The organism is Flavobacterium mesophilum (assembly GCF_039581405.1).
Lineage (GTDB): Bacteria > Bacteroidota > Bacteroidia > Flavobacteriales > Flavobacteriaceae > Flavobacterium.
In genome coordinates this window covers 78,888-92,044 of sequence record NZ_JBCPXZ010000007.1, presented here as the reverse complement: position 1 = coordinate 92,044, position 13,157 = coordinate 78,888, and the positions used below count along the sequence as shown (strand labels likewise).

The window sequence follows — 13,157 nt, the reverse complement described above, 5'->3', positions numbered from 1 at the left end:
AACCCCAAGAGTAAACTTGAGGTATATTTTTATATAGCATTCAAGAAAATATTACATATTTTTAAAAATAGTATGCATCAAACGCTTCTTATCGTTAATACTTTCTTCTAATGAAATCATTGTTTCAGTTCTGTAAACACCTTCAATATCGTCAATCATGAAGATAACTTCTTTTGCGTGTTTAGTATCTTTTGCTCTAATTTTGCAAAAAATGTTGAATTTACCCGTCGTTACAGAAGCAACTGTTACGAATGGAATTTGATTGATTCTCTCTAATACAAATTTAGTTTGAGACGTATTATTAAGGAATACACCTACATAAGCAATAAATGAATACCCTAATTTATCGTAATCTAAGGCTAAAGATGATCCCATAATGATACCGGCATCCTCCATCTTTTTTACTCTAACATGTACTGTTCCAGCAGATATCAATAGTTTTTTTGCAATGTCAGTAAACGGAACTCTCGTATTGTCTATTAACATATCTAAAATCTGGTGATCTACTTCATCTAAACGAAATTTACTCATAATTCTTTAATTAATATTACTAATTGCTCTTACAAAGTATAAAAATATATATAAAAAACAACAAATTCACATAAAAATTAACTTTTTATCAACCCGTTAACAAATTTAATATTTTTATTTAAATAAAAATCTGCTTTTTGGTTTGATTTCGGAAAATTATCATAATCATCTGAATAAACTGCGCCTTTTGCATCATATTCATAATGTCCAAAATAATTTTCTAATTCTCCTGCTTCAACGATATAAGCATTGAAATGAATCTTATTTTCAATCAATTCCTCTTTGTATTGAGCGACAAAATTCGTAATAATTTCGATACCATCATAATTTATTTTGATATTTTTATACATAAAATCATAAAAAACCACTTTATTTTGTGAAATATTCAAATAATCACCAATTCTATTATGAACTAAATCGTTTTCGGAAATCAGTTGAAACGCCGTAATTAGTGAGAAAAATATGAACTTTCTCGTGATTTCCCTATTGTAGTCGCCTGCATAGTGCCCTGCTTCAAATAAAATGGTTGGCACGCCCAAAAATTGAAAAGTATCTCCAATACAATTTATATTAAATGAATCATCAAAACGACCAATTTGCCCTGGAATATGCTTCTGCAGTTCGTCATTAATTCCGGCAATCAGATTAATAGCTGTTAATCTGTTTTCATTTACCTCTCTTTCTTCATTATATGAAGGCGCTAAAAACGAGACTGTCGCAGGCTTTCCTGTTTCTCCTGCACCAAATATTGTTCGCTGATCATGAAGATTGAAGCAGAAATGAGGTTTAAAAGTCTCAAAAACATCTCTTAAAACATTACTTTCAGGTTGCGTCAAATTCTGCGAATCACGATTTAGATCGATTTTGTTGGCATTTTCACGCGTATATAACTTCGCACCGTCAGGGTTTAGTATTGGGATGCTATAAAAAGTAAAAGTATTTAACATTTTTTGAGCAAACTCCGAGCCGCTATTCAATACATTAATAAAGTCAAACAGTGCTTTTGTTGTTGTGCTCTCGTTTCCGTGCATTTGCGACCAAAGATAAACACGTGTTTTTCCGGTTCCAATTTGGTAACTATATATAGGTGCTCCTAAAACTGATTTGCCAATAACCGAAACTTGATTATTCGTATTTAGTTTATTCAATAAAGGCTCAATATGATCTAAAGTCAAGTAACGTCCTGAGATAGATTCTTCTTTGTTCTGGTTAAATAATTCTTCTAAATTCATTGTGTTTTGATTTGTTTACAAAAGTAAACATCTTTATTTTTACAAATGTAAACTATTAAAAATTGAAATAATTCAAGATTGTAAACAGTTTTTACTATTAAATTTGAAACCAATTAAATCAAGTAGTTGACAAATGTTATTATTTGCGCTCTTAATGTATTAATCACTAAATTTCAATTAGTTATATTTAAAATATTAAAGTAATAGTTTAATATATATGTCCCTATTTTCACATTTTACAACTGTAAAATTGGCTATCCAAATTCTTTTTGTTACATTTGTAAACAGGTAAATCTTTTAAAATAATTTACAATGGTAAACATCGATGATTTTGTAAAAAGGCTTGAAATTATACTTGATTACTATACTTTAAATGCTTCTTCGTTTGCAGATAAAATTGGCGTGCAACGATCAAGTATGTCTCATCTCTTATCCGGAAGAAACAAACCAAGTCTTGATTTTGTCATGAAAATTCTAGAAGTTTTTCCTGATGTAGATTTATATTGGCTACTAAATGGGAAAGGAAATTTTCCAAAAAGCAATGATGAAATTAGCATTCAAAAATCTAATGTAATTTCCGAAATGGAAAAAACGTCCTCTCCTATTTCTTCAAATGAAAATTTTAATGCGTTCGATTTATTTTCTGAAATCAATCATGAAAAAGAAAAAACAGAACCTAAAAGTCCGTCGCCAATCAAAAATCAATTTTTTGCTTCAGAAGAAGATGAAATCGAAAAAATAATATTTTTTCATAAAAACGGAACTTTCAAGGTATATATCCCGTAATGCGAAAATTTCGCGTATTTGAAAATTTTTAAAAATATTTTTCATTTAAGCGATTCTCACGGAATTGAAAAAAATAGAAAATTTTAAATCTGAATTCCGTTTTCAGGAATTTTTCCAACTACACCTATATAATGTTGTTTCAGAATTTCCCAATCGGCTTCATAATTTCCTGTTGGAAAAAAAGGCTTACCTAAATTAACTTCTTTCTTTCCCCAGTCAAAAGCTACTGGAACAATTGGAACATTCGCTTTAAGTGCGATATAATAAAAACCAGTTCTAATTTCAGTTACTCCTTTTCTAGTTCCTTCGGGCGCAACTGCTAAACGAAATATTTCTTTGCGGTCAAAAATTGCCGCTATTGAATCTACTTTATTTAATCCTCCAGAACGATCAAGCGGTTCGCCACCAACATTTCTAAAATAATAACCAAAAGGAAATTTGAATAATTCCTTTTTTCCAACCCAATTCATTTGCAGTCCAGAAATTCCGCGAGTTAAAAGCCCAATATAAAAATCGTGATTGCTGGTATGAGGCATAACCATCAAAATGCATTTTTTTACATCTGCATTTTCGATTCCCTTAATTTTCCAGCCCATTAGCTTATAAAAGATGAATTTGTATAACTGTTTTTTTCATTAAAGTTTTATTATTTCTGCAAAATAAAAGATTTAAAATGTATTTTTGAGTAAAAGCCTTATAAAATGATTCAAAAACTGTTCAGTTATATTATCCCTATAAAAATTTACAAAAAAAAATCGGCCAGAAGCAAAACAATAGAAGTTACATGGGCGAATGGCGAACTGGTTTTAGACTCTGAAAACACAAATTATTCTTATGGAAGCTTGCAGCGTATTTTAAGATATGGATTGCGAAATATTGGCTACAACAAGGTTTTAGAAATGAATCATATTTTGGTCTTAGGTGTTGCCGGCGGGAGCGTCATCAAAACTTTAGTTGATGAAATTCAGTATAAAGGAAAAATAACTGGTGTCGAAATTGACTCAGACATGATTCAGGTTGCCAATCAATATTTTAATTTGAATAAAATTAAACAACTGGAACTGATTATTGATGATGCGTTTGAATTTGTTTTAAAAACGAAAGACAAATACGATTTAATTATAATAGACATTTTTGAAGATATAAAAATGCCGAATTTCTTGTTTGAAAGTTTTTTCAGCGAGCGTGTTTGCTCACTTTTAAATAACCACGGTTTTGTGCTTTTTAATACGATGATTTTAGACGAAGCACATAATGTGAGAAATAAGAAGTACATTTCAGAAATAAACCCTAAATTGTTTTCCTCAAAAATGCTGCCTCGCGTTGAGGCTCACAATGAATTAATTATAATCGAAAAAGTAGCTTAAATTTTATTTTTATGAAACCCCTTTCCGCCATTTTAAACGCCTTACCACCTACTAAAATTATTGATTCTAGTATTGATTTATCGAAATATATTCCGTTAGATTTATCTGCAAATAATGAAGAATTAATGGACAGCCGACCAGAGAATGCCGTTGAATTTGAAGTTTTCATTTCAGATTATTTGTCCAGAAATAATGCCGAAGTAGCTTTTGGCGGCTATATTGAAGGTCGTACCTTATATAAAAGGAGTACGATTTTTAGAAATGATTCGATACCAGAACGCAATATTCACATTGGACTTGATTTGTGGACGAAAGAAGGAACTACTGTTTTGGCTCCGCTTGACGGAAAAGTGCACAGTTTTAAAAATAATATTGGTTTAGGCGATTATGGACCAACAATTATTTTGGAACATGAAATTCAAAATGTAAAATTTTATACTTTATATGGACATTTATCGTTAGAAAGTTTAGACGACTTAACGGTTGGGAAGTCTTTCAAAAAAGGAGATCAGATTGCAACCCTTGGAAATGCTGCTGTTAATGGTGATTATGCACCTCATGTTCATTTTCAAATTATACAAAATATTGAAGAATATTGGGGTGATTATCCTGGCGTATGCAATTCAAATGATCTAAACTTTTACATAGAAAACTGCCCCGACCCTAACTTATTATTAAAAATAACATAAATAGTTATGAAGAAAGCAGGATTGATTATATGTTTGTTATTGCTTATTGGATGCAAATCAAAAACGGTCAGTAGAGATACTGAAGATTTAAAAATTAAGAAAGTAGCAGTTTCTGAAATTAATTCGAACCAGCAAAAAAAAGCTTACGAATTAGGCAAACGTGTTTTAGAAACCTGCAATACTTCTAAATTTAAGCCATTTAACGATACAGAAGTAACCAAATCTGTAATGGAAAATACAACTGAAGAACGATTGACTAAAACTTGTACAAGATTTAGACAGTATTATGGCAGTTTTATTGATTTGAAGCTCGACGGCGTTTACAAAACTAAAAACGAAGTCATCTATCGTTATCATGCTTTGTACTCCAAAAAAGTAGCCAACAAAGAACTTAGAGTTTTTGTTGATGAAAATAATTTGATTTCGGCCATTAAATCAATGGATTGGGATGAAAAATTTGATGCTAAATTAACCGACAAATAAAGTAAATATATGCGTTTAAAATTACCGTTGTTTTTATTGCTGCTTATTGCAAACTTTGCTAACGCTCAGGAAAGCATAAGCGTAAAAGGCTCAAAACCTTATCCAGCAACTCAAAATTATGTTTTCATTTGCGAAAAATATGCTTTCTCAGGTGAGCTTAATGTTCAGGTTGCAAAAACAGAAAAAGGCGGAATTTTAAAATTAAGCATAGTTACAGCAAATGATCAAACCAAAATTTCGGGAGGTGTTTATGTCGATTTGGCAAATGGCGATGTAATTGCTTGCGTCGACAAAAATGTCAAAGAAACTGCTGATGGCAAAACTTCAGCTTACTATTACTTTACTCCTGCCGAAATGCTGAAACTTAAAAAAACAGATATTCAAGGCATTCGCTTTATTGTTGCAGGCAATTCAAATGCCTTTAGCAATGAAACAGGACATTTTACAGCTGTGAATAGAAACTCTTATTTTTCAACACTCTACGACAAATCAAAAAAGACTTTTGATACGGCAAAAGAAATTAGTATTTTATAAAGAAAAGACTTAAATAATAATCTTATATTTATACTCAAATTAAGATCTAAATGAACGCCAACGAAAGTTTAATTACAAAATTCTACACCGCTTTTGCAAATGCTGACGCAAAAACAATGAGCGAATGCTATCATCCAAAAGTACATTTTATCGATCCAGCTTTTGGATTGCTTAAAGAAGGGCAAGTTTCTAAAATGTGGGAAATGCTTATTTTGAAAAGCAAAGGAAATATTAAAATTGAATTTTCGGATGTAAAAGCCAATGATTTTTCAGGTTCTGCAAGATGGGTTGCTACTTATAATTTTAGCAAAACCAACAGGAAAGTGGTAAACAACATTTATGCAGAATTTGTATTTCAAGACGGACTGATTATCAAACATACCGATAATTTTGATGTTTGGAAATGGTCCAAGCAAGCTTTTGGTATTACCGGATATTTATTGGGCTGGACAGGATTTTTTCATAAAAAAATTCAAGAACAAGCTTTACTGTCTCTTAAAAAGTTTCAGCAATCCAAATAATATTCTTAACTTGAATATTCAAAATTCAAGATTAACTAAATAATTTCAGTTTCAAAAATCAAGAAACTGTTCGCAAATACTGATTTTAATTGTTTTGTTGCCATTTTTATAAAGTTAATCACATTGTAATCTTGAATACTCATGAAAGAAATCGTTCACAAAAGATTAAATCAATTACAGGCGACCGCCATTTGTGGCAATGATATTAGTTCTTCTTGTTTGTATGTTTCGGCATTAACTATTTTATATGCTGGCCAGTATGCTTGGATTTCATTGCTGATTGTTGCCATTGTTTTATTTTTATTCCGAAAAATTTATGGTGAAGTTGTTGGCGCAATTCCTTTAAATGGCGGGGCTTACAATGTTTTATTAAACACTTCTACAAAAAAATTAGCATCACTTGCAGCAACCTTAACTGTTTTATCATACATGGCGACGGCAGTAATTTCGGCATCTGAAGGGATGCATTACTTGCACGGAATTTTTGATGGATTAAATGTTACGATCGCTACAGTTGTTATTTTAATTTTATTTACGTTTCTCGCTATTTTAGGAATTGGCGAATCTGCATTTGTAGCGGTAATCATTTTCATTACGCACATTACGACTTTGACCTTGCTGGTCCTAACGTCGGTTTGGTTTTTACTTTTTAACGGACTTGAAACTTTTCATATAAATTGGCAGACACCACTAGCAACAGGAAGCATAGAAACAGCTCTTTTTCTCGGATTTTCTGCAGCAATGCTTGGGATTTCGGGATTTGAAAGTTCAGCAAATTTTGTCGAAGAACAAGAACAAGGAATTTTTCCCAAAACACTCCGCAACATGTGGGCAATTGTAAGTTTCTTCAATCCTGTAATTGCCATTTTATTGATTAGTGTAATTCCGCTTACCGAAGTTGGCGAAAACAAAGAATCACTTCTAGCGCATTTAGGCGAAACAACTGGCGGTTCGTGGCTGGCTTGGTTAATTTCAATTGATGCTGTTTTAGTTTTGTGTGGTGCAGTATTGACTTCATTTGTTGGTGTTTCCGGATTATTAAATCGTATGACGTTAGACCGAATTTTGCCAAATTATTTCTTAAAACAAAACAAAAGAGGTTCACATTACCGAATTGTGGTTAGCTTTTTAATTCTTTGCATTTCAGTACTTTTTGCCACACAAGGGCATTTAGAATCATTAGCAGGTGTTTATACATTTTCATTTTTAGCTGTAATGGCGCTCTTCGGAATCGGGAATTTACTGTTGAAATTTAAGCGCAAAAAACTTCCAAGACCAGAACGCGCACGTGGCATTGCAGTTGTCACCGCTGTAATTTTTGTTATCGCAGCTTTCATCGGAAACATGGAACTTAACATTAACGCTTTTTACACCTTTTTGAAATACATGATTCCGTCTCTGCTTTTTATCGGAATTATGCTCAATCGCGTCATATTGATCAAATTGCTAATCGAAGCGCTTGAATATTTTTATCAGCCTTTACGCCGAATGGTCATATTAAGCAATCGTTATCTTCAGAATTTAAGCATTCAAATAAACTCTCAGGAATTTGTATTTTTCACTAAAGGCGATGACATTGCAATTTTAAATAAAGTCTTGCAATATGTTGAAAATAATGAAACTACAAAAAAACTCAAAATTGTTCATGTCAAAAAACACGAAGCAACCAACACCGCTTTAAAAAAGGATCTTGAAGTTTTAGATCGCGCATATGATGACATTGATATCGAATATCTTGAAATACAAGGTGTATTTGGCCCTGACATGATTGACGAACTTTCGAAAAAATGGAATATTCCAAAAAATTTCATGTTCATCGCGTCTCCCGGAGATAAATTCTCCTACCGCGTTTCAGATCTCGGTGGCGTGCGATTGATTATGTAGTTTCTGAATTTTAAGGAGCAGAAATATTCGTTTTCAGTTCAAGTGACTTCCCGCTATCCCTTTCAATCTTTTGTGCCGAACCCCGGCACAAAAGGATTTTCAGTCCTATCGGGGCTAAATGAGAAATATCATTTTCATGACAAACACAAAAAACAAAACCCGACAGATTTTAAAACCTGTCGGGTTTAATTATGTAAAAACATCTTTGTCAAACTTTTAAACTTTGACAAAGATTATTGCCAATTTATAACTCTAAGATTTAAACCAACTTTCCACTAATTCATCTTCAAACGAAGTAGCATCTTTATGAATAAACTCATTTGTGTTTTTATTATAAGAATAATCTAAAGCCCAAGTTTCGTGATTTTTAGCCAATTCTTTAATGCTTTCACAAACATAAGCGATTTCTTCATCTGTCGTAGTTGGGTGAATTGACATTCTGATCCACCCTGGTTTTTTGATTAAATCACCAATTGTAATTTCGTTAACCAATTTATTTGAAGTTTCCTGATCAACATGCAGCAAGAAATGCCCGTATGTTCCTGCGCAGCTGCATCCGCCACGAGTCTGAATTCCAAAACGGTCATTCAGCAATTTAACTCCTAAATTAAAATGAAGGTTTTCGATAAAAAACGAAACAACACCTAATCTTTCTTTATGCTGTCCTGCTAGAATCTTAATATTTTCAACTGGCTCTAATTGATTGAAAACATACTCCACAATTTCGTGCTCACGCTGCAAGATGTTTTCAATTCCCATTTCTTCTTTCAACTCAATTGCCAAAGCCGTTTTTATAACCTGCAAAAATCCTGGAGTTCCACCATCTTCACGATCTTCAATATTGTCAATATATTTATGTTCTCCCCAAGGATTTGTCCAGCTTACAGTTCCTCCTCCAGGACAATCCGGAATCATATTGTTGTATAACTTTTTGTTGAAAATTAAAACTCCTGAAGTTCCAGGTCCGCCTAAAAATTTATGAGGCGAAAAGAAAACAGCGTCCAAATATGCTTCAGGATCAGCAGGATGCATGTTTATTTCTACATAAGGACCAGAGCAAGCAAAATCTACAAAACAAACACCATTATATTGATGCATTAGTTTAGCAGCTTCATGAAAAGGTGTTTTCAAACCTGTAACATTAGAACATGAAGTAATTGAAGCTATTTTTATAGTTCTGTCTTTGTATTTTTCTAAAAGTGTTTCTAAATGCTCAAGGCTAAAAAGTCCTTTTTCACAAGACGGAATAATTTCAACATCTGCAATAGTTTCTAACCAAGAAGTTTGGTTAGAATGATGTTCCATGTGCGAAATAAAAACAATCGGTTTTTTCTCAGCTGGAACAGTTGTGCAGCTTTTAAGGTTTTCAGGAATTTTCAATCCTAAAATACGTTGGAATTTATTGACAACTCCAGTCATTCCAGTCCCATCAGTAATTAGGACATCATCATGATTGGCATTTGCATGGCGCTTGATAATATGTCTGGCATGATGATATGCTTTTGTCATGGCAGTACCTGACACAGTCGTTTCAGTATGTGTATTAGCGACAAAAGGACCAAATTCATTAAGAAGTTTCTCTTCAATTGGGCGATATAACCTTCCGCTGGCAGTCCAATCAGTATAAATTATTCTTTTTTTGCCAAATGGAGAGATGAATTCTTGATTAATTCCCACTATATTTTGACGAAAATCCTGAAAATAAGTTTCTAAACTGATGGTATTATTTTTGCTATTCATTATGTGTGCCTGAGTTTGATTGCAAATATATTGCTTTTTTATACAATTGCGAATTTATCAATACTAAACTTCAAATTTTAAAGAACCAATGACTATCTTTAAGTATTTAGTTCTTTTTTTAATAAATTATCATAATATTCTATCGGATTAATAGGCATTAAAACAATAAACACTACTATTTATTATGGGAAATTTAGCAACAGCTACTTTTGGTGGCGGATGTTTTTGGTGTATTGAAGCTGTAATTCAGCGTTTAAACGGAGTAAAATCTTTAAAATCAGGCTATTCTGGCGGTTTTATTAAAAACCCACCCTATCGTGAAGTTTGTACTGGCAGAACCGGACATGCCGAGGTTATACAAGTTACATTTGACCCTGACATTATTTCATATCACGATCTAATTTTCATATTTATGACAAGTCACGATCCAACAACTTTAAATCGTCAGGGTGCTGATGTTGGAACACAATATCGTTCGATTGTTTTGTATCACGATTTAGAGCAAAAAGAAATCGCTGAACAAGTTTTTCAAGAAGTACAACCTTTTTACGAAGATCGAATTGTAACAGAAGTGACTCCTTTTGAAGTATTTTATTTGGCCGAAGAAGATCACCAAAATTATTACAACAACAATCAAGACGCACGTTACTGTCAAATCGTAATCGATCCGAAAGTACAGAAATTGAAAAAAATGTACGCTGATAGATTAATTTAAATTTTCTGCCGCAGATTAAATAAAATTTGAAGAATGAAATCATTTTAATCTGTGGCAAAAGAAAAAAAACAAAATGAAAAATCTTAAAATAAATAACAGATTTACTGCCGAATTGCCTGCTGATCCAGAATTATCCAATGAGGTTCGTCAAGTCAAAAACACTTTGTTTTCGTATGTAAATCCAACAAAACCTTCAGATCCAAAATTGATTCACGCTTCTGAAGATGTTGCAGCATTAGTTGGAATTTCCAAAGAAGAAATTCAATCTGAAAGCTTCTTAAATGTCTTTTCTGGAAAAGAAATTCTTCCGGAAACGCAGCCGTATGCGATGTGTTATGCAGGACATCAGTTTGGAAATTGGGCTGGACAATTAGGAGATGGCCGTGCAATCAACTTAACTGAAATCGAACACAATAATCAGTTTTATACACTTCAATTAAAAGGTGCTGGAAAAACTCCATATTCAAGAACCGCTGATGGTTTGGCTGTTTTGCGTTCTTCAATTAGAGAATATTTATGTGCCGAAGCCATGTATAATCTGGGTGTTCCCACTACTCGATCGCTTTCTTTGATTCTTTCTGGAGACCAAGTTTTGCGTGATATTTTATATAACGGAAATCCTGCTTACGAGAAAGGTGCCGTAGTATGTCGTGTAGCTCCATCATTCATCAGATTTGGAAGTTTTGAGATGCTTACAGCACGAAATGAGTTGAAGAATTTAAAACAGTTCGTAGAATTCACAATCAAACATTATTTTCCAGAAATTATTGGCGAACCGAAAGAACAATATCTGCAATTCTTTAAAAAAGTTGCCGATACAACTCGTGAAATGATTTTACACTGGCAACGCGTTGGTTTTGTTCATGGAGTAATGAACACAGACAATATGTCGATTCATGGAATCACGATTGATTATGGTCCGTATGGCTGGCTTGAAAATTATGATCCGAATTGGACCCCGAATACAACCGACAGTCAAAACAGAAGGTACCGTTTTGGAAATCAGCCAGGCGTAGCACAATGGAATTTGTTCCAATTGGCCAATGCACTTTATCCCTTAATTAATGAAGCCGCTCCATTAGAAAAGATTCTCGAATCTTTTGTGACTGAATTTGATTCTGATTATAAAATTATGTTTTTAAGTAAATTAGGGTTATTCACTTCAACTGATACTGACGATCAATTAGTAACAGATCTAGAACATATTTTACAGCTTACGGAAACAGACATGACGATCTTTTTCAGAAACTTAAGCTTAGTAGAAAATTCAGATTTTGCTCCTGAAGCCATCGAAAAGATTAAATATTCATTTTATAAACCAGAAGAAGTTTCAGGAGAAATTTTAGAAAATTGGACAAAATGGTTTTCTGATTATTTGGAAAGATTGAAAATTGAATCTTTATCAGATGAAGAACGTGCTCAAAAAATGAATCTTATTAATCCAAAATATGTGCTTCGAAATTACATGGCGCAATTAGCCATTGATGCCGCTGAAAAAGAAGATTATTCTTTGATTGATGAGCTTTATATGCTTTTGCAAAAGCCATATGATGAACAACCAGAATATGAAAAATGGTTCGCAAAACGACCAGATTGGGCAAGATCAAAAGTAGGATGTTCTATGCTTTCTTGTAGTTCTTAATTTTTTTGCCACAGATTAGAGGATTTCAATGATTAATCCAAAAAATCCTTTAATCTGTGGCAAACTTTTATTTTGATGTAATATAATCCACAATCATTTTGGCGTGAATTCTTGAGTTTTCAATAAACCATTTGTGCGTTTGCATGCCGCCACACACAACACCCGCAAGAAATAATCCTTCAACATTGGTTTCCATCGTTTCAGCATTATAAACAGGAATTTTTAATGCATCATCAGAAAGTTTAATTCCGATATTTTCAAGAAAATTCAAGTCTGGTTTATAGCCCGTTAATGCTAGGACAAAATCGTTTTCAATTGTCACTTTTCCGTTAGGAGTTTCGATTTCAACTTTATTTTCTTTTATTTCCGTAATATTCGATTCAAAATAGGCCTTAATGCTCCCTTCGGTAATTCGGTTTTCAATATCAGGTTTGACCCAATATTTTACTCTGCTGTTAATTTCATTCTTACGAATAACCATTGTAACGTTTGCTCCTTTTCGCCAGCATTCTAAGGCAGCATCAACAGATGAATTATTTGCGCCAACTACCAAAACATCTCGGAAAGCGTATTCATGTGCTTCTTTGTAATAGTGGCGAACTTTTGGCAACTCCTCTCCTTTTACATTCATCGTAATCGGAATGTCATAAAATCCGGTCGCAATAATTACATTTTTTGATTTATAAAAGTTCTTGTTTGTAGTAATTTCAAAAATCGAATTTTCATTTTTCTGAATTCCAGTAACTTTTTCAAATAAATTAATCGCGAAATTAAAATAGCGATGAATGTTTCTGTAATATTCCAATGCTTCTTGACGTCCAGGTTTTGGCGCCAAGCAATTAAAAGGAATATCTCCAATTTCTAATCTTTCTGCAGTCGAGAAAAAAGTCATATACAAAGGATAATTGAAAATGCTGTTTACAATTGCCCCTTTTTCAATAATTAAATAATGTAAGTTTTTCTTTTGAGCTTCTATTGCACAGGCAAGACCAATTGGACCGCCACCTACAATAATCAAATCGTAATCTGTCAT

Annotated in this window: 14 protein-coding genes; 9 read left to right on the top strand and 5 right to left on the bottom strand. The window is 32.8% G+C overall.

Annotation, left to right across the window (positions count from 1 at the left end; translation table 11 throughout):
* Window positions 1-51: 51 nt before the first annotated feature.
* Window positions 52-531 carry an Lrp/AsnC family transcriptional regulator gene (locus AAYQ19_RS19510; protein ID WP_007805990.1) on the bottom strand — a complete coding sequence of 160 codons (480 nt, stop codon included), beginning with the start codon at window positions 529-531 and terminating at the stop codon, window positions 52-54.
* 77 nt (window positions 532-608) lie between these two features.
* Window positions 609-1,763: a M14 family metallopeptidase gene (locus AAYQ19_RS19505; protein WP_343538635.1), complete on the bottom strand. Its 1,155-nt coding sequence runs from the start codon at window positions 1,761-1,763 to the stop codon at window positions 609-611.
* A gap of 312 nt (window positions 1,764-2,075) precedes the next feature.
* On the opposite strand from AAYQ19_RS19505, the gene AAYQ19_RS19500 reads away from it, so the two are divergent.
* Window positions 2,076-2,549, top strand: coding sequence for a helix-turn-helix domain-containing protein (locus tag AAYQ19_RS19500; RefSeq protein ID WP_343538634.1), 474 nt, complete (start codon window positions 2,076-2,078; stop codon window positions 2,547-2,549).
* Between the two features lie 83 nt (window positions 2,550-2,632).
* On the opposite strand, the gene AAYQ19_RS19495 is transcribed toward AAYQ19_RS19500, so the two are convergent.
* Window positions 2,633-3,145 carry a 1-acyl-sn-glycerol-3-phosphate acyltransferase gene (locus tag AAYQ19_RS19495; RefSeq protein ID WP_343538633.1) on the bottom strand — a complete coding sequence of 171 codons (513 nt, stop codon included), beginning with the start codon at window positions 3,143-3,145 and terminating at the stop codon, window positions 2,633-2,635.
* 105 nt (window positions 3,146-3,250) lie between these two features.
* On the opposite strand from AAYQ19_RS19495, the gene AAYQ19_RS19490 reads away from it, so the two are divergent.
* From AAYQ19_RS19490 to AAYQ19_RS19465, 6 genes are all read left to right on the top strand, one after another.
* Window positions 3,251-3,916 (top strand): spermidine synthase, encoded by a 666-nt coding sequence (locus AAYQ19_RS19490; RefSeq protein ID WP_343538632.1) that lies wholly within the window; start codon window positions 3,251-3,253, stop codon window positions 3,914-3,916.
* 11 nt (window positions 3,917-3,927) lie between these two features.
* Window positions 3,928-4,605, top strand: a complete 678-nt coding sequence (locus tag AAYQ19_RS19485) for a peptidoglycan DD-metalloendopeptidase family protein (protein ID WP_343538631.1) — start codon at window positions 3,928-3,930, stop codon at window positions 4,603-4,605.
* Window positions 4,606-4,611: 6 nt separating this feature from the next.
* A complete protein-coding gene (locus AAYQ19_RS19480) occupies window positions 4,612-5,088 on the top strand; it encodes a hypothetical protein (protein ID WP_343538630.1) in 477 nt (158 codons plus the stop codon).
* Window positions 5,089-5,097: 9 nt separating this feature from the next.
* Window positions 5,098-5,622 carry a hypothetical protein gene (locus tag AAYQ19_RS19475; RefSeq protein ID WP_343538629.1) on the top strand — a complete coding sequence of 175 codons (525 nt, stop codon included), beginning with the start codon at window positions 5,098-5,100 and terminating at the stop codon, window positions 5,620-5,622.
* Window positions 5,623-5,672: 50 nt separating this feature from the next.
* Window positions 5,673-6,143 carry a nuclear transport factor 2 family protein gene (locus tag AAYQ19_RS19470; RefSeq protein ID WP_343538628.1) on the top strand — a complete coding sequence of 157 codons (471 nt, stop codon included), beginning with the start codon at window positions 5,673-5,675 and terminating at the stop codon, window positions 6,141-6,143.
* 141 nt (window positions 6,144-6,284) lie between these two features.
* The gene (locus tag AAYQ19_RS19465) at window positions 6,285-8,027 is read left to right on the top strand and encodes an APC family permease (RefSeq protein ID WP_343538627.1); all 1,743 of its coding nucleotides are present in this window, start codon (window positions 6,285-6,287) and stop codon (window positions 8,025-8,027) included.
* A gap of 252 nt (window positions 8,028-8,279) precedes the next feature.
* Here AAYQ19_RS19465 and AAYQ19_RS19460 read toward each other — a convergent pair whose 3' ends face one another.
* The gene (locus AAYQ19_RS19460) at window positions 8,280-9,767 is read right to left on the bottom strand and encodes an aminotransferase class V-fold PLP-dependent enzyme (protein ID WP_343538626.1); all 1,488 of its coding nucleotides are present in this window, start codon (window positions 9,765-9,767) and stop codon (window positions 8,280-8,282) included.
* A gap of 184 nt (window positions 9,768-9,951) precedes the next feature.
* On the opposite strand from AAYQ19_RS19460, the gene msrA reads away from it, so the two are divergent.
* Together msrA and AAYQ19_RS19450 are read left to right on the top strand one after the other, a co-directional pair.
* Window positions 9,952-10,482, top strand: coding sequence for a peptide-methionine (S)-S-oxide reductase MsrA (gene msrA / locus AAYQ19_RS19455; protein WP_343538624.1), 531 nt, complete (start codon window positions 9,952-9,954; stop codon window positions 10,480-10,482).
* Window positions 10,483-10,555: 73 nt separating this feature from the next.
* A complete protein-coding gene (locus AAYQ19_RS19450) occupies window positions 10,556-12,124 on the top strand; it encodes a protein adenylyltransferase SelO (protein ID WP_343538623.1) in 1,569 nt (522 codons plus the stop codon).
* A 67-nt stretch (window positions 12,125-12,191) separates the two neighbouring features.
* Here the strand turns inward: AAYQ19_RS19450 and AAYQ19_RS19445 are convergent, their stop codons facing one another.
* Window positions 12,192-13,157: a YpdA family putative bacillithiol disulfide reductase gene (locus tag AAYQ19_RS19445; protein ID WP_343538622.1), complete on the bottom strand. Its 966-nt coding sequence runs from the start codon at window positions 13,155-13,157 to the stop codon at window positions 12,192-12,194.